This window comes from Paraburkholderia kururiensis JCM 10599 = LMG 19447, assembly GCF_003986935.1.
Taxonomy (GTDB): Bacteria; Pseudomonadota; Gammaproteobacteria; order Burkholderiales; family Burkholderiaceae; genus Paraburkholderia; species Paraburkholderia kururiensis.
Genome location: NZ_RJZE01000044.1, coordinates 1 through 20,574 on the forward strand (window position 1 = coordinate 1; position 20,574 = coordinate 20,574).

13 protein-coding genes, 6 pseudogenes and 1 other annotated feature are annotated in these 20,574 nt (G+C 59.5%); of the genes and pseudogenes, 11 read left to right on the plus strand and 8 right to left on the minus strand.

The genetic code is table 11. The features are described 5' to 3' along the window. Nucleotides 1-106: 106 nt before the first annotated feature. A pseudogene (locus PKKP23_RS31825) lies at nt 107-511 on the plus strand (transposase domain-containing protein); the annotation flags it as partial. Between the two features lie 24 nt (nt 512-535). Here the strand turns inward: PKKP23_RS31825 and PKKP23_RS31830 are convergent. Then, nucleotides 536-1,012 (minus strand): tyrosine-type recombinase/integrase, encoded by a 477-nt coding sequence (locus PKKP23_RS31830; protein ID WP_126879851.1) that lies wholly within the window; start codon nt 1,010-1,012, stop codon nt 536-538. A gap of 173 nt (nt 1,013-1,185) precedes the next feature. Here PKKP23_RS31830 and PKKP23_RS31835 point away from each other — a divergent pair. Then, a pseudogene (locus tag PKKP23_RS31835) lies at nt 1,186-1,463 on the plus strand (transposase); the annotation flags it as partial. Between the two features lie 151 nt (nt 1,464-1,614). Here PKKP23_RS31835 and PKKP23_RS31840 read toward each other — a convergent pair. The 5 genes from PKKP23_RS31840 to PKKP23_RS31860 all read right to left on the minus strand — a co-directional run bounded on the left by PKKP23_RS31840 (nt 1,615) and on the right by PKKP23_RS31860 (nt 7,013). Beyond that, nucleotides 1,615-3,471, minus strand: coding sequence for a fatty acyl-AMP ligase (locus tag PKKP23_RS31840; RefSeq protein WP_126879852.1), 1,857 nt, complete (start codon nt 3,469-3,471; stop codon nt 1,615-1,617). Continuing rightward, entirely contained in the window at nt 3,468-3,776 is a 309-nt protein-coding gene (locus PKKP23_RS31845) for an acyl carrier protein (RefSeq protein WP_126879853.1), read from the minus strand. Before PKKP23_RS31845 ends, PKKP23_RS31840 begins: the two co-directional genes overlap by 4 nt. An 81-nt stretch (nt 3,777-3,857) precedes the next feature. After that, nucleotides 3,858-4,826: an acyl-CoA desaturase gene (locus PKKP23_RS31850; RefSeq protein ID WP_205703028.1), complete on the minus strand. Its 969-nt coding sequence runs from the start codon at nt 4,824-4,826 to the stop codon at nt 3,858-3,860. Between the two features lie 139 nt (nt 4,827-4,965). Continuing rightward, a complete protein-coding gene (locus PKKP23_RS31855) occupies nt 4,966-5,658 on the minus strand; it encodes a hypothetical protein (RefSeq protein ID WP_126879854.1) in 693 nt (230 codons plus the stop codon). 101 nt (nt 5,659-5,759) lie between these two features. Beyond that, nucleotides 5,760-7,013, minus strand: a complete 1,254-nt coding sequence (locus PKKP23_RS31860) for a pyridoxal-dependent decarboxylase (RefSeq protein ID WP_161978182.1) — start codon at nt 7,011-7,013, stop codon at nt 5,760-5,762. Between the two features lie 415 nt (nt 7,014-7,428). On the opposite strand from PKKP23_RS31860, the pseudogene PKKP23_RS31870 reads away from it, so the two are divergent. From PKKP23_RS31870 to PKKP23_RS31910, 9 genes and pseudogenes are all read left to right on the plus strand, one after another. Continuing rightward, a pseudogene (locus tag PKKP23_RS31870) lies at nt 7,429-8,629 on the plus strand (IS3 family transposase). After that, nucleotides 7,662-7,778, plus strand: a sequence feature (AL1L pseudoknot). It overlaps the preceding pseudogene by 117 nt. Nucleotides 8,630-9,415: 786 nt before the next feature. After that, a pseudogene (locus tag PKKP23_RS31875) lies at nt 9,416-10,668 on the plus strand (IS256 family transposase). 231 nt (nt 10,669-10,899) lie between these two features. Next, the gene (locus PKKP23_RS31880; RefSeq protein ID WP_126879857.1) at nt 10,900-12,024 is read left to right on the plus strand and encodes a histidine decarboxylase; all 1,125 of its coding nucleotides are present in this window, start codon (nt 10,900-10,902) and stop codon (nt 12,022-12,024) included. A gap of 153 nt (nt 12,025-12,177) precedes the next feature. Continuing rightward, the gene (locus PKKP23_RS31885; protein ID WP_126879858.1) at nt 12,178-13,611 is read left to right on the plus strand and encodes an APC family permease; all 1,434 of its coding nucleotides are present in this window, start codon (nt 12,178-12,180) and stop codon (nt 13,609-13,611) included. Nucleotides 13,612-13,804: 193 nt separating this feature from the next. After that, nucleotides 13,805-14,101, plus strand: coding sequence for a hypothetical protein (locus PKKP23_RS31890; protein ID WP_126879859.1), 297 nt, complete (start codon nt 13,805-13,807; stop codon nt 14,099-14,101). A 415-nt stretch (nt 14,102-14,516) separates the two neighbouring features. Then, complete coding sequence (locus PKKP23_RS31895; RefSeq protein WP_126879860.1) at nt 14,517-15,104, plus strand: GNAT family N-acetyltransferase; 588 nt, start codon at nt 14,517-14,519, stop codon at nt 15,102-15,104. Nucleotides 15,105-15,286: 182 nt separating this feature from the next. Further along, nucleotides 15,287-15,448 (plus strand): annotated as a pseudogene (locus PKKP23_RS31900) (DDE-type integrase/transposase/recombinase); the annotation flags it as partial. Between the two features lie 482 nt (nt 15,449-15,930). Next, on the plus strand, nt 15,931-17,682 hold the full coding sequence (locus PKKP23_RS31905; protein WP_126879861.1) for an acyl-CoA dehydrogenase family protein: 1,752 nt from the start codon (nt 15,931-15,933) through the stop codon (nt 17,680-17,682). Next, nucleotides 17,679-19,364: an acyl-CoA dehydrogenase family protein gene (locus tag PKKP23_RS31910; RefSeq protein ID WP_161978183.1), complete on the plus strand. Its 1,686-nt coding sequence runs from the start codon at nt 17,679-17,681 to the stop codon at nt 19,362-19,364. The genes PKKP23_RS31905 and PKKP23_RS31910 overlap by 4 nt, the downstream gene beginning before the upstream one ends. A 63-nt stretch (nt 19,365-19,427) precedes the next feature. On the opposite strand, the pseudogene PKKP23_RS31915 reads toward PKKP23_RS31910, so the two are convergent. After that, nucleotides 19,428-19,622: pseudogene (locus PKKP23_RS31915) on the minus strand (DUF2501 domain-containing protein); the annotation flags it as partial. A 25-nt stretch (nt 19,623-19,647) separates the two neighbouring features. After that, a complete protein-coding gene (locus PKKP23_RS31920) occupies nt 19,648-20,436 on the minus strand; it encodes a LysR substrate-binding domain-containing protein (protein WP_126879863.1) in 789 nt (262 codons plus the stop codon). Nucleotides 20,437-20,574 lie beyond the last annotated feature (138 nt).

Below are 20,574 nucleotides of genomic sequence, written 5' to 3' on the forward strand. Positions count from 1 at the left end.
GTCGGCCCTTGCGGTTCGATGATCGCGCATTCCGTGTGTCCAAAGTAGTCCCCACCACTTGAAGTAACGGGCATCACTTTGGACACAGGCTTCAGCTCTGTCCATGCGGCCATCAAATGACGCATACGAAGCAACACTCGCCACGCTCTCCGCAAAATCCGACACGACCAAGGCGATTCAGTACGCGCTGAATCGCTGGCCGGCGCTCATCTACTACTGCGGCGACGGGCGTGCGGAAATCGACAACCTGATCGCCGAGCGAGCACTGCGCGGCGTCGCCCTCGGCGGACGGAATTACTTGTTCGTCGGCGCCGACTCCGGTGGCGAACGTGCCGCCGCGATGTATAGCCTGATTGGCACGGCGCGCTTGAACGGCCTCGATCCCGAGGCGTATCTCGCCTACGTGCTCGAGCGCGTCGCTGACCATCCGATCAACCGCATCGACGAGTTGTTACCGTGGAGCGTGGCGTCGTCGCTGCCCTCTACTGCCCACGTCGAGCCTATCCGATAGCATCGCGCTCCCGTCGTCAACGATCTACGCTACGGTGCTGGTCGAGTGCTTACTGTAGATGTGCGTCGTGTCGAGATGCTCATGGCCAAGCCAAAGCGCGATCACGCTCATGTCGACACCCGCCTGCAACAGATGCATGGCCGTCGTGTGCCGGACGACATGGGGCGAGACGTGTTTTCCGCTCAAGGCAGGACAAGTGCCGGCCGCGCGCGAGACGGCTTTTTGCAGGATCGAGTCGACGGCGTTGCGCGTCAGCCTCTCGCCACGGTAGTTGGTGAACAAGAGCGCGCCCGGTTCCTTGTCTTGCTCGCGCGCCCACTTTCTTAAGGCATCGGCCGTGCGTGTCCACAGCGGTACGCTCCGCTCCTTCGTAAGCGAGTCGCCGGTACCGTCTCGACGGTGCGAATGAATGTTGCCAGAGTAGGCCCCACCACAGCGAGTAGCGGGTGACCTGCTCCCCCTCGGTCGCAATTCGGGGTGCTCGCAGGGTTGCGGGTCCAACTCTCAAACGGGCTCAGTGCACCAGATAATGGGCCGACCTCGACCACCGCTGCCTCGTGATCGTATTCCTTCCCAGATCCGCCCGCAGCTGTCGTGCGCTTCATCCTTCGGGGTCGGGCAGAACCCGATGAATCACTCTCAAGAGTTGGAGCCTCCACAAAACTCGGGGCGGTTCAGCCTGGCGTCGTGCGTGGGACCGCGTGATTCCCTTCTTCGCCTTCCACCGGAGGTGCGTAAAGTGATTTACACCACGAATTCACTTGAAAGCGTCAACGCGCAGCTACGCAAGATCATCAAGACACGCGGCCACTTCCCGAGTGATGATGCTGCAACCAAACCGCTGTGGCTTGCGCTACGCAAGATTACCGCCGAATGGCATCGGGCCGCGCATGACTGGAAGGTCGCCATGCGCCAGTTTGCGATCCTCTACGAGGATCGCTTCACAAGGCCCAGCGTCCAGAACGGCAATGACAGATCGCGAGGCTTTAATCATTCAAGCGTCTTGAACACAAAAATTCAGACACTCCCCAAATGCCTCGGGCCATCGTCAGCAGGCGGGCTCTCGCCAACGGACGGCACAGACCGTGCAATCATGCCGTGGGTCAGGGAGCCCTGAAGAAATCGACCTCCCCAACTTTTGCACGCTCTCCTTCGATACGTGCGAGTGCATCCGCGACGAACTGCGCACGCGTCTCCGCACGACGTATCTTCCCGCTGGACGTTTTCGGGATGGAACCAGGATCGACCAGTACCACTTCGTCAAGTGTAAGCTCGAATTCCTGTAGAACTGCGCGACGGATCGCACTGACCGCCGCGGCAGAGTCCATGTTTCTTCGGATAGTCCGCTCGACCTCCTGAACCAGGACACACTGTTCCGTTCGATCCTCCGGGTCACTTACAACGAAAGCTGCCCCCGAATTCATTTTCAGCCCCGGGTACGCGAGCTCGGCAATATGCTCAATATCGTTAGGATAGATATTGCGCCCGCGTATTATCAGCACATCCTTTAGCCGTCCCGTGATAAACAGTTCACCATCTCTCAGATAGCCGAGATCACCGGTGCGCAAATAGCGCGTGCCGGTAACGTCGTCAGCGATGTAGGCATTGAAAACCTGCAGCGATTGCTCGGTCCGGTTCCAGTATTCGGCAGGCACATGGGGTCCGTGTACCCAGATCTCACCGACATGGCCGTCTGCTAGCAGTTTGCCGTTCGCCGGATCAACGATAACAATTTTCTCGTTGTCCATGGCTCTACCGCAACCCACAATCGCCTGTGCATCATCGAGACATCCGGCGATCGTGGCGACGCCGTTTGCGAGCGACGCGCGGCTGACGTGCTCAACTATTGGCTTGCGAACCACGGTTCCAGCTGATATCAAAAGCGTCGCTTCTGCCATGCCATACGCCGGATTCATTGATTCCGCTCGAAGACCCAGCGGGGCGAAGACTTGGGTAAAGCGCTGCAGTGTGTCAGCCCGGACTGGTTCAGCGCTGTTGAACGCCACTTCCCAATGCGACAGATTCGGCGCTTCCTGCATGATACGCCCCGCGCGCGCAAGGCACAGTTCGTAAGCAAAGTTCGGCCCGCCCGATATCCGCGCGTGATATGTCGCGATGGCCCGCAACCACAACCACGGCGCTTGCGCGAACGTGCCTGGCGCCATCAGCACTGCAAGGCCGCCGAGATAGAAAGGCTCGAGAATCTGGCAGATCAACCCCATGTCATGATAATGGGGAGCCCAGCCGACAGCGACCGCGTGGAGTGGATGAGCGAAGGCCCGCCTTTGCATTTCGAGGTTAGCGAACAGATTTCCCTGGGTCACGGCCACGCCTTTGGGAGCGGACGTGGAGCCCGATGTGTACTGCAAAAAGGCAAGATCGTCCACGCAAGTCTGACGCAGCGCGTCGGCAGGCGGCTCGATCTCGCAAGGATCGGAAACTGCAAGGTCCAGTGCAATGAAATGACTGTGCGACGGGAACTGCGAATTGTACAGATCGCTGCGCACAGCAGCTTCATAGTCTGCCGGCGCGAGGACAAGCGTCGGCGCGCAATCTACTGCAACGGAGCGGGAAGCATCGCGCATTCGACGCGCGCGGACCGGCACCACAGGTACGGGAATAATGCCCGCGTGGTGGCACGCGAAGAAAGCGACTATGAAAGCCAGCCCGGGCGGAAACATCAGTAAAGCGCGATCGCCCGGACGTGTCAGACCGGAAAGACGCCGAGCCAGATCGCATGCCTTACGATCGAGCTCGCTGTAGGTGAGTGACTCCCTTTCTTCCCCCTGTTCGCCCAGAAAGACGAAAGCGCGATCTTCAGCACGGTTCGCTGCCCAGTGCGTGGCCAGTCTCGACAATGTTCGCGGGCCATCGTCGAAAGGTGACCCGATCGCAGGATATGCCATGCTGGCGCATTGTCCATCGTCCACCGGCGCGTTCAATGCAGGGCGGATGCTCATACTGCACTCACAGATCCCTGCGAGGCGATAAGCTGTTCCATCACCCGAGCCCCAATGTCGCCAATAGTCGGCTGAGAAAACACCGTGTCCATCTTCAGCCGAACACCGAACTGACTCTCAAGCTCAATCACGAGAGCAGTAGATGCTACCGAGTCCAGACCGAGGTCAACGAGTGAATCGGCAGGACATATACGACGCGCATCCATGTGAAGTACCGTTCCGATATAACCGGCCAACCATCGAAATATTGCGTCTTCATTGCTACAAGCCGATGCAGGGCAATTAATTTGCGTGACATTGTTCATTTCCTACTCCTAGAGTTGGAGAATAGCGTTTGATCGATCGGTGAAAGCAGACAGCTACTCGGCGGCAAGATTTCACATGGCTCAAACCGTTCTCGCCTCGATCTGCTTCTGGTTTGGAACCGTGATATCGCCTGCCAGGCCTAGTAGAGAGATAATCCGAATGAACCAGAATCCGGGGTCGATGCAGTACCAGCGCAAGCCGAACGAGGCAGAACCCGGAAAGGCGTGATGGTTGTTGTGCCAAGATTCGCCAAAAACAAAAGGAGCCAAGCAGCCAATGTTGCGACTCAGGTCATCTGTGTCGAATCTGCGACTGCCGAACAGATGACAAAACGAATTGATCCACGAGGTGCCCTGCTGGAGCACGAAAAGCCGCACCATTCCTCCCCACAGGAAGCCACTGACAAGGCCAGACCATGATGTCCGTGTCAGCGCACAGGCGACAGCCGGAATAGCAACGCCCAGAAATACCCACAGCGGGTAACGGCGGCTAATCCGACAAAGGTGAGGGTTGCGAATGATATCAGGCACGTAATAGGCTGGATTCGGGTAGGGATGTTCGAACATCCACGTCGAGTACGCGTACTGAAACCCGCGCAGCTTGTCACGCCACCGGGGGCCTCGCAAGTTCGGCGAGTGAATATCGCCTTCCCGATCCGCGAAATGATGATGGCGGCGGTGAATGGCGACCCATGAAGTCAGATTACCTACTGCGCCCATGGAACCCGCAACCGCTAACGCCGAGCGAATATGCGGTCCTGCCGTATAGGAGTTGTGCGCAAACAATCGGTGAAATCCGGCTGTCAAACCAAGGCCGGAGATAGCCCACATGACTAAAAAAGCAATCCCTTCCGGCCAACCCACGGGAAATACAGGTAGCAATGCGAAAGCAGCTATCGTACAAGCGAAGGGGAGGACGTTTGCCCACAGGTAGTGGTGACGTTGCCTTCGGTGGATGAATGGATCGCTAACCACTTGCTGCTTTCCCTCCGGCTCACTAATACCGAGGTGAATCATTGGCTTGTGATCTTTATCGATAAGGCTGGGCACTTGTCTCTCCTTATACATAACACCGCACCAAGCTATCCAGTAATCATAGATTCCGTCTAATGTTCTTGCATGTCACACCATGCACTCGCCCACCACAACGGAGCCGAAAGAGTGCCCTGGACGGCCGAGCGCCTCCGGGTCATCGCTGATGGTACGCCTGCAACGTGCCACAAGAAGTTCCGATGCGTTGCGGGGACGTGGAATCGGTGGCCGACACCGCCGGTGTCGCCGTGCCAGCCGAGGTATTCGCCATCCTCCACAATCGCCACAAGCGTTGGCCGTTCGGGAGCTGCAAGGAGTTCTCCATCTCCTGCCATCCGAGGACGTATGCCAGATCTCTGGCAATTAGATTAGTGACCTCGGCATAGGCCGGCATGCCTTCACTATCCAGCAGATCAACCAGGTGTCGGACCAGATGCGGGCCAACGTATCCTCCAAGTAGACGATGCCTTACCGCGAGAAGGAACACATAGTTGTGCGGCGGCCCCGTCGGGTGATTTGCGGCCAGAGCGTCCATGAATGCCACGGCAGTGGAGCCATCAGCACCGCACTCCTGCTGCAAACACAACCGGTCCTGACTTTCCCGTTCGGCGGTCTGTCGAAGCGTGTCCGGCGTCATGTAGACGAGCACACCTCCGTTGTCCCCGGAGATAAGAATGGTGCCCGCATCACGTGCAGGTGCAGCGGTTACCCGAAAAAAACCCCGTAACGATGCGGCTCGACGGGATAGATCAGGAAAAACCGGTGAGAGAATCGGATCGCGGAAAAAACCATCGACCAGTATGTCGCAGACTAGATCGAATTCGTCTGGCCGTGCATTGCGTATGTCCATATTGATACTCCGAGGACGTTCTACAAACGTGAAGCAAAGTTACCTGAACTATTTACTAGGACTGCCAGCCCTTGATCCCACGCTGCGACACCTGAGTCGTATCAAGCCAATGCATCAGTCGACCTGAGCGCGTCTACCAGCAGATCAATTGCAGAACGCGTGACATGAGGCATAACGACGATATGGGCAAGTTTTCCTTCTCCGCTGAGGTGAAACCTGTCAAATATATCGGGTCGCGGACGAGTGAATCGTACAGCTAGGGAGGGAGGTGCCCGATGAACCTGGAACGATGGGTGCCATTCGCTGATGGACTGCAATTGATGATGCGCATACGCAGCTAGCTCGGTACACCGTGCAGCAGTTGCCGCCTGCTCATCTGGGGAGATCGTGGCGAGTGCATACCAGAGAATCAACGCGGACAAACCGTTCCTGGAGCCACACAAGGTCGTGTCAGGCGTAGAAACGTATTCAGGATGAGTCTCTGGCCGCATCCGGTACTTTTCCCTACTCATGTAGACCCCGGAGGCAAACGGCGCTCCGTACCACTTGTGTGAACTCGTTACGATGGAGCAGATGTAGGGAAGACTGAAGTCGAATCGCGGACCTCTCTCCGATGTTAGTTTCTGAGTATGTGCCATTTCGAGGTATGGCAGATAGGCAGCGCCCAAGGCGCCGTCGACGTGGATCCAGAAGTCCTGCCGATTCGCGCCATCAGTTCCCGTGCGGAAACTGTGGCGTTCAAGGACTGGGCACAGTGCCTGCCAGACGGCAGGCGAATCGTCGAACGAGCCTGCAAACGTGGTCCCAGCATTAAGAACGATGATGGGGGGGTGGCCCTTGTCGGCAAAGAAGTCCACCAGTTCAGCTAACCGTTCGGGGTCGACCGCCCCGTTATCCGTTGGCACTCCATGCGGCCAGCGGCCGTCGGACGTGACCGGACACTGGCCGGGGTAGAGTCCGTTACCGAGGTCCTCGAAGGTCGGAATACCCAGCGCACTTGCACATTTGGCCATGGAATAATGCGATGCCTCGGAATAGAAAACCACGGGTTCTTCTCTCACGGAGCTCTTCGCTCCCTCAGTGAAATCCTGTGTCCTCAAGTACTCACGTGCGCTCCACAGAGCATACATGTTCCCTTCTGTTGCACCCATGCCGAGAAGGTAGCCCCAGAACGATTCGGGAACCAGTGGCTTGCGGTCGGTGGATCGCCAGAGTTTTCCGAAATACGCGAGTACTTCCTGTTCAAGAGCGCGAGTATTCAGCAGTGTTGATTCCGCTGCGTAGGGGTCACCCAAATTGTTGAGATGCACACTAAGGAATGGCGCGAGCGCGGCGTAATCGAAGGCTTGACTCACCGGGTATCCGAGGGACAGGGCCTGTCGGGCATGAGTATCTGCGTAAATGTCCTTGAGTCGAGTGAGTACCACATCAGATGATCTGGCGTCCAGACAGACAGATCGCCGACTACCAGGTAGAAGGTTACCCTCGGCGCTAGGAAGACCCTTGTGATTTCCGTCGCATAACTGCCAGTTCTGCTTGTTACCCCATTCTGACGGTGTGCCGTCAGAATACAGGACTCTTGATACTGTCTGAGATAGTGAGGCTTCCATCATCTTGCTACCGTCCGTGTCTAGAACAATCGGTGAACTTGTCATGAAATCTTCTGCAGGTGTGAGCCGCCCCGGATTTTGTGGAGGCTCCAACTCTTGAGAGAATGGAGCCAAGAACAAGAAGGTAACCAAGTGTTCCCCGGAAGTCCGGGAGCGCGCAGTGCGTCTGGTGCGCGAGCAGCGCAGCGAGCATCCGTCGATGTGGGCGGCGGTCGAATCGATTGCGCCGATGATCGGCTGCACACCGCAGACACTGCACGAGTGGGTCAAGCGCGACCAGGTCGACCGTGGGGAACGTGATGGCGTGAGCACGGCCGAGCGTGAACGCATCAAGGCCTTGGAGCGTGAGGTGAAGGAACTGCGCCGAACCAACGAGATCCTCAAGCTGGCGAGCGCGTTTTTCGCCCAGGCCGAGCTCGACCGCCGTTTCACGTCCTGAAGGCCTTTATCGATCAGCATCGCGACACCTTCGGGGGCGAGCCGATCTGCAAGGTCTTGCGGATTGCCCGGTCGGTAGCCCGACCGGGCTACCGACGCCACGCCGCGCAGCATCGTGATCCGTCGCGGCGCTCTGTTCGCGCAATCCGCGATGAACGTCTGCGGCCGGAGATCGAGCGCGTGTGGCGGGCCAACAAGCAAGTCTACGGCGCCGATAAAGTCTGGAAGCAGATGAACCGGGAGCGCATCGCGGTGGCGCGCTGCACGGTCGAACGGTTGATGAAGCAACCGGGTTTGCGCGGCGTGATGCGAGGCAAGCGTGTTCGCACGACTGTTCCTGATGCCATAGCCCCGCGCCCACTGGATCGGGTCAATCGCCAGTTCAAGGCGGCACGGCCGAACCAGCTCTGGGTTTCGGATTCCACCTACGTTTCGACGTGGCAGGGCTGGCTGTACGTGGCCTTCGTGATCGACGTGTTCGCTCGCCGTATTGTCGGCGGGCGCGTCAGCACCTCGATGTCCACGGACTTCGTTCTGGATGCACCTGAACAGGCGCTTTACGCGCGACGCCCGGGCGAAGACGGCACCTTGATACACCATTCGGACAGAGGGTCCCAATACGTCAGCATTCGCTATAGCGAACGGCTGGCCGAAGCGGGCATCGAACCGTCGGTCGGCAGCCGGGGCGACAGCTATGACAACGCCTTGGCTGAAACGATCAACGGCTTGTACAAGGCTGAACTGATTCATCGCCGCACCTGGAAAACGCGGGAATCCGTTGAACTGGCAACGCTGGAGTGGGTGTGACCTGGTTCAATCATCATCGATTGATGGAGCCCCTCGGCTATATCCCGTCCGCCGAAGCTGAGGCAAACTACTATCAGCACCTTGAAACAGGTACCGCTGAACCCGTATTAACCTAAACCAACCAGCGTCCATGATTCCCGGGGCGGTTCAGCAGGCGGCATAGTGAACGCTCAGTTAGCGGATACGAAATTCGAGTGCGACCTCACCAGCCTGCTGCACTGATGCCGGGTCCACGCAGGCTATCCCTCAAATCTGTGTCCTCTGATTCAAATTGACCATGTGTGAAATCTGCTTGAGCGCGATGCAAAATTCAATACAACAATTGTCACGCAACTGAACTGCGCCGGGATCGTGGCGGCCGGTTTGGTTAAGTTTAAGTTAATGCGGGTACGTCAGTGGCGTTTCTGATCTGCCTGTAGTAGCTTGCTTCAGCACCCAGCGGCCCGCTCAACACCTCGTTCCTGATTCCACCGCTACGTTGCGCATCCTGCTTGAGCAAAGGCTCGCGCAACGATGGCTCCGCCTGCGCAGCAATAGGGCGCCCCATCACTTTTGTGACACAGTTGAGCTAGGCCAGCCAGCAGAGGTTTCGTGACAATTGTTGTATTGAAATTTCTATCTCCCTCAAGCACATTCCTTAAGTATACCTATCTACAGAAGAGGGCAGCGATATGATGGATGCCGCTGTCGCGGGCCACGGAATCGTAACGTGAAAGTCCGAGGCGCATCGGTGCAGGCAATATTGCAGCAAACCGGCCAAATCAAACGCATCGCCCGACCTTGGGTGCTACGGTCGGAAATGATGTACGGGGGAGACGGAAAGTTGAAGGCGGTGGAGGTTTCAACTGAGAATCTGATTGCCGAAGTCGGAAACCAGCAAAAAGTCAAGCCATTCATTCGCCATGAGCAAGGATACGGGGGAAGCAGTCGTCGGTCTATCGGGAGTCGAGTTTTCCCTGGGCGAATTGATTCGTCACGGGGCGCGGCAAGTCATTCAACAAGCGATCGAAGCGGAGCTGTCAGAGCTGATGGAGTGGTTCGCGAACGTCGCGACTTTGCAAGAGCAACGCGCTATGGTGCGCAACGGCTACTTGCCGGAGCGCGAGGTGTTGATGGCCGCCGCACCGATCGCGGTGAAGGTGCCGAAGGTGCGCGATCGATCAGGATCTGGCGTGAAGTTCAATTCAATGATTGTGCCGCCGTACGTAAGGAAGTCGCCCCGTGTAAGCGCAGCGCTGCCGTGGCTGTATCTGGAGGGCATCTCGACGGGCGACATGAGCGAAGCGTTGAGCGTGTTGCTGGGCGATGACGCCAAGGGCTTGTCGGCCAATGTGGTGAGCCGGCTGAAGGCGAAATGGGCCGACGAGCAGGTGGCGTGGAGCCGGCGTGACATGTCCGAGTCGCACTACGTTTATTGGCGGGTCGACGGCATTCACACGGGGCTGCGCAGCGAGAACTCCGACGGCCAATGCTTGCTCGTGACCATTGGCGTGAAGCCGGACGGTAGCAAAGAGCGCGTGGCGATCGGCGATCGGTATCGCAAGACGAAAGCGTCGTGGCTGGAACTGCTGCTTGACCTGAAAAAGTGCGGTCTGAAGGCCGGGCCACGGCTGGCGGTCGGCGACGGCGCCATAGGCTTCTGGGCGGCGCTGGAGGAGGTGTTTCCGAACACACGTGGCCAGCGTTGCCCGTTTCATAAAATGGGAAACGTCGTGAACGCGCTGCCGAAGTCGCAGCAGGCACGCGCGAAGGCCGACATGCAATCGATCTGGATGGCGGCCACCCGCGCCGACGCGCACGCTGCGTTCGATCGTTTCGTGTCGATCTATGCGGCCAGAGCGAAACGTTGAAGAAGGACCGAGGCAGCTTGCTCGCGTTTTACGAGTACCCTGCCGAGCACTGGCAGCATCTGCGCACGACCGTCGTGATCGAATCGACGTTCGCGACGGTGCGCCACCGTACGACGCGCACGCGTAACTGCGTATCGCGATCCACCTTCCTCGGGCTGGCATTCAAGCTGATCGAGGAAGGCGAGAAAACTTGGCGCCGCATCAACGGCCCTGAAAAGATCAAGCTGTTGCTTGAGGGCATCGCCTTCAAGGACGGCGAGCCGGTGCAAGACGATCGGCCGGTTCAGCACAAATTCGCCGCTTGATATCGATCGTCACGATGCTGCCCATACACCACTCTTCACGTTAGCTCTCCGTCTGCCGTACTGTTGCCATGAGAGCCTCTTAACGATAACCATAAAGCGCATATCTAATCCCGTATCCTTCGGGTTGTTGCGCGGATTTTTTCTGTGAAGTTCAGGTTCGAAGTAGCGGCCGCGAAGTAAAAAAACTGCGGCAATTAATTCATTTACCGCTCTAATAGAGCAGGAGGTTTGATGTTAAGCACGCAAGATGAGGCCCGCCTCGACGCCCTTTACGATTCGATGAAAAGGGCGAATGACAATTTTCTAGGGTATCCGTTCGCCAAGAACTTTGATTACAGTGCATTGTGGCGTTTCATGGATTTGACCGGGAACAACCTCGGAGACCCTTTCGACGAGGGTATCTACCGGGTAGATTCACGCGAGTTCGAGCGGGAGGTGGTCGAGTTCTTCGCCACCCATTTCCGCGCCCCGGTCGATGACTACTGGGGCTATGTCACCACCGGGGGTACGGAGGGCAATACCTTTGGGTTGTACCTCGGACGCGAGCTGTATCCGAATGGCGTTGCCTACTTCTCTCGCGACACCCACTACAGCGTGAGCAAAGGCGTGCGGCTGTTGAAGTTGCCCTATGCGATAGTACGATCCGACGCGCACGGGCAGATCGACTACGAAGACCTGAAACATCAGGCCAGCGCGCATCCTGGGCAACCAGCCATTGTGGTGGCCAACATCGGCACGACCATGAAGGAGGGGCGGGACGATGTGGGAAAGATCAAGGCGGCGCTAGCGGAGGCCGGTGTCCGGGACGTCTATGTGCATTCCGATGCGGCGCTCTGTGGACCGTACGCCCCGTTCATTGAGCCGCGGCCCGTGTTCGATTTTGCGGATGGCGCTGATTCCGTCACGATCAGCGGCCACAAGTTTATTGGTGCGCCGATGCCCTGTGGTGTCGTTGTTACGCGTAAGTATCATGTGCAGCGCATCACACGGGCCATCGATTACATCGGCAGCCTCGATTCCACGCTTGGAGGCTCACGCAGTGCGTTTGCTCCGATCTTGCTCTGGTATGCCCTGCGCACTCTCGGACTGGACGGGCTTCGCAGCAGTTTCGAGCAGTGTGAAGCGCTGGCCGCGTACGCTGTCGCAACGCTCACCGAACGCGGCGTGGATGCGTGGCGCAACGCCGCGGCGTTGACAGTGGTCTTTCCGCCAGTGCGAGACGAGGTGCGGGCGAAATGGCAACTGGCCAGTCAGGACGTCAGCCACCTCATTGTGACTCCGGGTACGACCAAGGAGCAGGTCGATGCGCTTATCAGCGCGATGACGTTGACGACCGAGCTTGTGCCTGGCTGTTGACATTGGGGACGCCATACGTTGGGTCGTTGTTCTGCCCAACGACTCACTGGTGTCCCCTCGTCTGAGTGCGGCGTGTTGCCAAGAGGTCGCTGCCACACGCTGCTGTACCCAGTCGCTGAATCCCTGGATTTTATTGTCTGACCGAGGAGCAAGATGCCCAACCGCATTGAGAATGCCCACGACCATTTGCATGCAAGGTGCCTGTCTTTCCCGGAGACGCTTGCACAGTCGGTGGCCAATATTTCGCCGTCTGTGACGCCGCTAATCATCGTGCCGTTGGTGTTCGCCTCGGCAGGCCAAGGAACGTGGTTATCGTATGTCATCGCGACAGCGGCGATCATTCTGGTCGGGCTGAACGTGAACCAGTTCACTCGGCGTACGTCGTCGCCCGGATCCCTGTACTCCTTCGCGGGTCGGGGACTCGGCGGTCTTGCGGGCTTCATGACGGGATGGTGCTTGTTGGCTGCCTACGTGCTCACCGCGGTTGCGGTGATGTCCGGCGCATTGAGCTACGCCTCGATTCTGATGGACTTGGCCGGAATTCACATGCCTGTGGCAGTGGTCGGGCTGGGCTTCTCCCTGTTGGCGTGGTACGTCGCGTGGAAAGACGTAAAGATCTCAGCCAGGCTCATGCTCGCGATTGAAGGCTTCTCCGTGCTGTCGATCATTATTGTGGCCTCCATTGTGCTCTGGCGCTACGGCCTGATGGATCCCGGCCAACTCGATATGAGCGCAATCAATGTGCGCGGTGTGCGGGACGGTTTGATGCTGGCGATCTTTGGCTATGTGGGTTTTGAGAGTGCGGCATCCCTCGGGGAGGAGGCGCGCTCGCCGCTGCGAAACATTCCGCTGGCGGTGGCGCTGGGGATCGTGCTGAGCGGCATCTTCTTTGTTGCTACGGCGTATGTTGAGGTGGCCGGTTTCAATGCATCCCGCACCGATTTAGCCAACTTTCGCTATCCGTACAATCACTTGTCGCATCACGTCCACGTCGCGTGGCTCGGCACAGTCATCTCGATCGGTGTGACGATCAGTCTTTTTGCCTGCGCCGTTGCCAGCATCAACGCTGCGGCGCGCATTCTGCTCATGATGGGACGGCACGGTGTTTTTCCCTCAGCGTTCAAGAAGATTCATTTGGCCAACCGTACCCCACATGTTGGGGCGTCCATGGTGGCGGTGACCATGCTGGTGGTTTTGGTCGGTATGCTGGCTAGAGGCGGCAGCCCGACCGATATTTTCGATGCGTTTGGCACGGTGGCAACGTATGGATTTCTCGTAAGCTACATCCTTGTCTGCCTAGCTGCCCCGGTTTACCTGAGGTTTCGCGGAGAACTACGCAATCGCGACGTGCTTATCTCCGTGGCAGCAATCACCTTCCTCCTCCCCGCAGCAATTTCCACTGTCTATCCGGTGCCCGCCGCTCCAGCGGACGCGCTCCCGTTCTACTTTGCTGCGTATGTCGTCGTGGGTCTGGGCTGGTTTATGGCCGCGAGTCGGCTGTCAAGCGAGTCTCTATTCAGCAAAATCAAGGCGGACCTAGACGGTGTGTTGCCTAGTGTCCCAGAGGGCGACGAAGGGGCGCGCTGATCACGGGGTGCGACGCGGTGCGCTTGTGGTGCGATATGCAGTGAAGTCTGCGCGTCTGTCCGTAAGGGGCCATGCATCTTGAATTGGCTACAAGCACGGTGGGTCGACGGACGGTGGTTGGGTGTGCACCGGGCAGTCGGTGTATGAAGGTTCTGCTTCAGGGCGTAATGATGTTGTGTCCAAGGAGAGGGGCGTGAACGACATTGAAATTCGACATATCGAGCAGATCGACCGAGCGGCCGTCATGGCCATTCTGACGGGCGCTTTCCATTTCGATCCGTTGTTGCGGTGGATCTATGCTGATGACAGCGAGTATGCGAGGCATTTCGAGGGGTTCGTCTATGCCTACGGCGGCGATCCCTTTGAGCGGAACTCCGGGCTTATCTATCAAGACGCGAAGGGCTGCGCCATCGTCTGGCAGTTCGAAGGCCTATCGTCACACAACGACAAGATCCTTCCGTATCTGAAACGATACCGCTACGCCGTCTAGACGATCGAACGTCATCTCGATATTTGAGAAACTGCAGCAATGGCATCCCACTTATCCGTATCGGTATCTCACGTTCTTTGGGCGTGACGCATCGTGGGGTCGAAGTGCAAGGTACTTGATCGACGCTTTCTTTGCCGGCTGCGATGAGGAACAGATCTGCTGTTACGGAGATGCGACCTCCGAAGCTCTAACGCAGTACTAAGCTGAGATCGTCGCGAGCGTCCAAGAAGGGCACTCGCCGGCGTTTTATCCGATGTTACGCAAGAGCAAACGGAGCACGTGCGCAGCGGGGATCATTGAACATGCAATGGGGCCGACAATGGTGCAATGGGACGCTTCGGTCGGCTGAGGGGCAGAGGCGTCCAGCGACTGTGGATCGATTTGGTAGGTTTACTGAGGAGAGCGAGGAAAAATCATGGCCAGGAATGAAATCAAGCTTGTTACGCCGTTCGTTGAAGAAAAGGTCAATAGTGCCTTGACCCTGGCGTTCGCAACGTGTCCGCTCTTGCGCTGGATGTATCCGGAGCCGGAGCGTTATTTGCAGCAGTTCCCCGGATTCGTCAAATACTACTGCGGTACCCCTTACGTGACCGGCAGCGGCGCGTTCGTGGAGAACGGGACAAAGGGGGCGCTTCTGTGGCAGACGGCACACGAGCATGTCGATTTTAACGAGCTGGTTGCGTTCGTCGGGAGGTCTACGACCGATTCACGCCAGGACGCTGTGGTTCGGCTGTTCGAGAAGTTCAACGAATATCATCCGACCGAGCCCTATTGGTATATGACGGTCATCGGGGCGGACCCTGCATATCAGCGCCAGGGTGTTGGTTCGGACTTGCTGCAGTATTGGCATCGGCTGTGCGACGAGGCGGGGGTGATTGCATACTGTGAGGCGACGAGCCTGTCGGCTGTTCGTTTGTACGAGCGGATGGGCTGGACCGTACTCGGCACCGTCAGCGAGCATGATTCGCCGCCGTATTACCCAACGGTGCGGCATCCCAAGTAGGGTAGGTAGCCCGCGGGGAGCCGCCGGCTCGCAAGGTGATGTCACGGAGATGGCCTTGCCTTGCGCCGGTTTGCCTCGACAAAAGCGGGACCGTAGTGCTAACCGAGAGCGTGACTGTGTGAACCGCCCTGGGAATCGTGGATGTTGATTTTCACGCGGTCTTAACCCACGGGGGCTCACTCCTGGAGCAGATCATCAGCTGGAGGGGAAGGCCGCTGGCGATACGATGCGATAACGGTCCGGAGTACCTGAGTGATGCGATCACGCAGTGGGCTGGCAGGCATGGCATCGCGTTGAACTACATTCAGCCGGGCAAGCCGCAGCAAAACGCCTATGTGGAGCGATTGGCATGCCATGTGACCTCTCATATTGTGGTTTGCAAGAGTGGGGGTTCGCCAGGTGCCAGCCATGCGTGGTTCCGGACTCGAGACTTTCGATAGATCAATGCCCATTGACAGATGATCAACCTGCAATCCGCCAATGATGTTCTGCAATCGATGCAGCATCATGCAACAACCCGCGCGAACCAACGGGCCATCATGCTGCTCCACGACGGCGAACGCGATGACGCGCGGTCGGCATTAACTATGCGTGGCTTGACGCAACCGCACGGGGGGAGCGGATACTACGGCTCCATCCTGTCGGTCTCGACTTCTGTGTCGCGCATCATGCGGATGCATCTATACGGCATGAGCAGCACCGCGGACACGCGGTCGCGAGCGATGCGGATGTCCCCATCCGGGTGTCGGTCGGTGGCGTCGTGTTGCTGCGCCCAGGTGGCAAGAGGCATACGACGAGCGGGCACCACCGACGCGGGAACGGCCCGGTGACACCGCCGCTTGCCGATGAGTTACCACACCGAGCGCTTGCACGCTTTCTCGCCGAGCATGCGACAGGTGAGCGGGCGCTCGCTCCGGAGCAGCTCGCAGTGTGGGACCGCGGGGAGATTTTTCCGTCGGACGCGTGCGCGACGCTCGACGTATTCGGTCTGCCCGACTACTACGTGCCGACGCAGTACGGCGGCCGCCTGCGGTCGCTCGACGAGCTGATGCAGTTGTGGCGTGCAGTCGCGCGGCACGACCTGACGGTCGCGATTGGCCACGGGAAGACCTTTCTCGGCTGCGTCTGCGTGTGGCTCGCCGGCGATCGCCTGCAGCGCTCGGCGGTGGCACGCGACGTCTTGGCAGGCTCGCCCGTCTCGTTGGGGCTGACCGAGCGCGATCACGGTGCGGATCTGCTCGCGAGCGAGCTGCGCGCCGTGCCTAACGACGACGGTTGGCGGATCGACGGAGAGAAGTGGCTCATTAACAACGCGACGAGAGGGCAGTTAATGTGCGTACTCGCGCGCACGGGCAGCGCGCGCAACCCGCACGGATTCAGTCTGTTCCTCATCGACAAGCGGCGGCTAAGGCCGGAGACCGTGCGGTGCCTGCCGAAAGTGCGTACGTCCGGTATTCGCGGCGCGGACATCAGCGGCATCGCGTTTCACGACGCGCGCGCGCCGCACGACGCGCTGATCGGCCGGGCCAGCGCTGGCTTCGAGATCGTGCTTAAGGGCTTGCAGCTCACGCGCAGTGCGTGCGTCGGGATGTCGCTGGGCGCCGCCGACCACGCGTTCCATCTGACGCTCGGATTCGTGCACGAGCGCGAGCTATACGGCCGCCGGCTAAGCGACTTGCCAATGGCGCGCCGCGTGCTCGGCGAGACGCTCGCGATGCACTACGCGGCCGAGGCGGTCGCGTGCGCTGTCGCGCGGGCAGCAAGCTGGCTACCCGCGGAGATGGGCGTGATGTCGGCAATATCGAAGGCATTCGTGCCGTCAACCGCCGAGCAACTACTCGGCAAGCTCGGCGAGCTGCTCGGCGCGGGCGCATGTCTCGATCCCGGGCACGGACACGGACACAGACTCTTCCAGAAAGTCGAGCGCGATCACCGCATCGTGCCGATCTTCGACGGCAGCACCGTCGTCAACCGGCAAAGCTTGATCAACCACTTTCCGATGCTCGCGCGCGGATGGCGTCGCCGCGATCACGACGCCGACGGCATCAAGCGCACGTTCGACATTTCGCAGACTGTATCGGCACTGCCGCTGGACGCGCTCGCGCTCGTGTCGGCGCGAGGCTGCAGCATCGTGCAAGCGCTGCCCGCATCGCTCGACGCGCTCTCGTCCGAGGTCGTCGCGCGCCGTGCACCGCCCGAGCTCCCCGTGCTCGCGTCGCGGCTCGCGGTGCTCGCGGAGGACGTGATGACCTGGATGGCCAGATACGAGCTGACCGCACGCACGGTGCCGGCCGCGGCTTTCGAGTTCGCGCGGCGCTACGAGCTGTGTTTCGCCGGCGCCGCGTGCATCCGGTTCTGGCTGCACGAACGCGAAAGCGCGACGGTCGCGGCCGACCCACAGGCCGTCTGGCTACGCGCAGCGCTAACCTGGCTGATCGGCGAAATCGATCCGCGCGTCGCCGACGAGCACTGCGGGGCCATCGACTCGCTCGGCGGAAACGCGATCGACAACCCTGCGATCTGGACCGACGGGATCTCGCTCTGGGCTACGCGAACCGACAGGGGAACCAACGCATGACGTACGCAGCCATTCTTGACAATGTGTTGCGGTTGGAGGATCTGTTCAGCGATCCGTGGGACGCCAGCAATCTGCTCGGCTTCGCAGCATCGATCGAAGCGGACGAGCTTGGCCGGATGTCGCCCGCAGGCGAGATTGCGCTCGACGGCTTTTGCATAAACGCTGAATTCGTGCCGGTCGCGCACGGTGGCCGCTTCGTCGACCTCGGCCGGCTGATCGCCTTGATGCGCACCGTGTTCCGCCGCGATCCGTGCCTCGGCCTTGGATATGGCGCGAGCTTCTTCGCCTCAGTTGACGTCTGGGCGGCTGGCGACGCCGGGCAGCAGCGGTGCATCGCCACGCATCTGCTTGCGAACCGCAAGCTCGCGTGCTGCTATCACGGGTTCGCGCATGGCAATGATATCGATCGCGCAGCGTGGGCCGCGTCAATCGACGGCGACACCGCGATGCTCAACTGCGTCAAGCAGGTCATCGTGAACATCTCGCGAGCCGACGAGTCGCGCGGCGCACGCAGCCACAGCCTGTTTCCCGTCGAGCGTGCGGCGACGTCGCCTCGCTCTGTGCGTGACTTGCCACGCTGCGGCATGCGAGGCACCCCGCTCGGCGGCATCAAATTCGACGATTGCCGCATCGACGTCGCGACCCGGTACGGCGCGTCGGGCAACGGAATGGAGCCCTTATTGAAGGCATTCCAGCTGAGTCGTATCGCGTTGCCGGGCATGTTTTCCGGCATCGTCGACACCGGGCTGCGCGTCGCCCTTCGACATGCGCGGCATCGCAAGCTGTACGGCCGCGCGGTTACGGACCTGCCGCTGGTGCGCGCGCAGCTCGCCGAGACGTTCGCCGACCTTATCATGTGCGATTGCTTCTGCACGGTCGCAGCTAACGCTGCGCTCCTGTTGCCCGGCGAGTTGAGCCTTCACGCCGCATCGATCGGAGCGTTTGTGCCGGGGGTACTGATCGGAGCGATGAACAACCTTGCGTCGGTGGTCGGCGCGCACTCTTACCTGCGCGAAGGTGACATGGCAATATTCCAGAAGCTGCTGCGTGACCTCCAGCCTGTCGCCTCCGGTCACACGTCGCGGATGAATTGCCTAATGTCGATCCTGTGGCAGCTGCCGGTGGCTGCGCGTGGCGCGTGGAGCGCAGACGTTGCCCTGCCCACTGCGCTGTTCACGCTCGACGGCGACGGGGGCACGCTGTCGTTTAGCGCGCTGTCGAACACGACGGGTTGGCGCGACAGCCTCGCGTCGCAGCTGCGCCGCTTCGCCCGCGACGGTAGCGACGCGCAGGTGCCGGAAATCGCGGCATGGATCGCGCGCCTCGCTGCAGAATTCGACGCGCTCGCCGCGCACTGCGCGCAATTGCTTCCTACCGACCTGACGCCCGACGCGACGCCGAAAGGCTTCGCGCTCGCCAGCCGCTACGTTGCGCTGCTAGCGGCGACGGCGTGCATTGGCGTGTGGCGCGCGCAACGCCATCGCGGCGACACGTTCCTGTCACAACCAGTGTGGTTGCTCGCGGCGCTGCACCGGATCGGCGCGCTGCTCGGCGACCCGCGCATACCCCTCTCCGAGCAGCTGTACGAGGCGATCTTCGACGAACTCGAGCAGCGCTACGACGACAACCTCAGCTTCGACCTGCGCGCCCACCGGCTCGCCGCCTCGCGCAGCTGGCACTAATGTTAGGTTCCGTCCCAGCGTCATTGCATGACGAAATATGGCGACGGCGCCCCAGCTTGCCAGTCAAAGCATCGATTTCCCCTGCGCCAACACCCGGTCGCACACCTGCTTAGCGAGTGCCTTTTTCACCCCGTCACCACTCAGATCGAGCGTCTTGCCATTGCCTGCATCGAGCAGACCGTTCGCGCCGCTCGTGTAGCCGGGACTGGACGAGGGATTCCCGCCAAGCTTGTCCATGAGCGCGTCTTGTACCGACGAACACCTTCTAGCGACAACCGGCGCGTCATTCAGCGACGCGGTCCACCATGCTGAAAATCCGTCGTGTTGTCGAATCGGACGACTGTAGCGATTCCCGGGCAATTTTCCGGAAGGCTTCATAGAACACCAATGCCGGTCCTTGCAGCGGCTCACAGCGACGTTTGATCAGACACGTGGTACTTTCGTGAACAATTTCGTCCAGATGTAGGGCGACACAGCGCCCACGTACATCCGGTGTTTCGACAAGTGGCCACGGGAACATCGTGAGCATGTCGCTGTCGCGAACAATTGCCAGCGCTCCAAGCACGGACCGCACATAGTGAACACGGCATACGCCATCTGCAGCCTGGGCTTCGATCAGCTTGTGAAGCGAAATCGAAACCCGGTCGATGGGATGGCTTAACACCCAGTCGTAGCCGCGCAGCTGCACCAAAGAGCGTGCTCCAATGCTTGGATGATCGGCGCGACACACGACGGCAAACGAGTAGCTATAGATCTGTCGGATCTCAAGGCCGTGGCTGAAAGGGTCCTGTGGCCGAGGGCCAAACTCGAAATCGACTTGCCCGTTACGGACCATCGGATACTCCTTGCCATGGCTGTCGAAAATGTCGAGCTGAACTGCGGGCCGTAGTTCGCGGAACGCCGTTATGACACGCGGCATGACAGACTGCATCAACCAAGGTGTTACGCCAACACGCACAGTGCCCCCTTGGCGTGGCGCAATGTGAGCCAGTTCGTCGCTTGCGCGCTCCAGATGTCCAAGGATTGACCGTGCGTGCTCTAGCAACGCGATACCACCCTCAGTTGCAACCATTCCATGGGCTCAGAGGTGGCGTCGCTTGTTCGGACAGGGTCCCGAGATTTTTAAGTGGAACCACCGGGGCGTTCATGCTGCCGATTTAATCGCAGGCAGCGTCGCGAAGTATGCCTCGTCCGGCGTGCGGTCTTCCAG

Bases quoted from the DNA above. Each gene is read 5' to 3' on its own strand.
- PKKP23_RS31855 (WP_126879854.1), bottom strand. From the start codon at position 5,658: ATGGACATACGCAATGCACGGCCAGACGAATTCGATCTAGTCTGCGAC.
- PKKP23_RS31895 (WP_126879860.1), top strand. From the start codon at position 14,517: ATGGCCAGGAATGAAATCAAGCTTGTTACGCCGTTCGTTGAAGAAAAG.
- PKKP23_RS31840 (WP_126879852.1), bottom strand. From the start codon at position 3,471: ATGAGCATCCGCCCTGCATTGAACGCGCCGGTGGACGATGGACAATGC.
- PKKP23_RS31880 (WP_126879857.1), top strand. From the start codon at position 10,900: ATGTTAAGCACGCAAGATGAGGCCCGCCTCGACGCCCTTTACGATTCG.
- PKKP23_RS31920 (WP_126879863.1), bottom strand. From the start codon at position 20,436: ATGGTTGCAACTGAGGGTGGTATCGCGTTGCTAGAGCACGCACGGTCA.
- PKKP23_RS31845 (WP_126879853.1), bottom strand. From the start codon at position 3,776: ATGAACAATGTCACGCAAATTAATTGCCCTGCATCGGCTTGTAGCAAT.
- PKKP23_RS31910 (WP_161978183.1), top strand. From the start codon at position 17,679: ATGACGTACGCAGCCATTCTTGACAATGTGTTGCGGTTGGAGGATCTG.
- PKKP23_RS31885 (WP_126879858.1), top strand. From the start codon at position 12,178: ATGCCCAACCGCATTGAGAATGCCCACGACCATTTGCATGCAAGGTGC.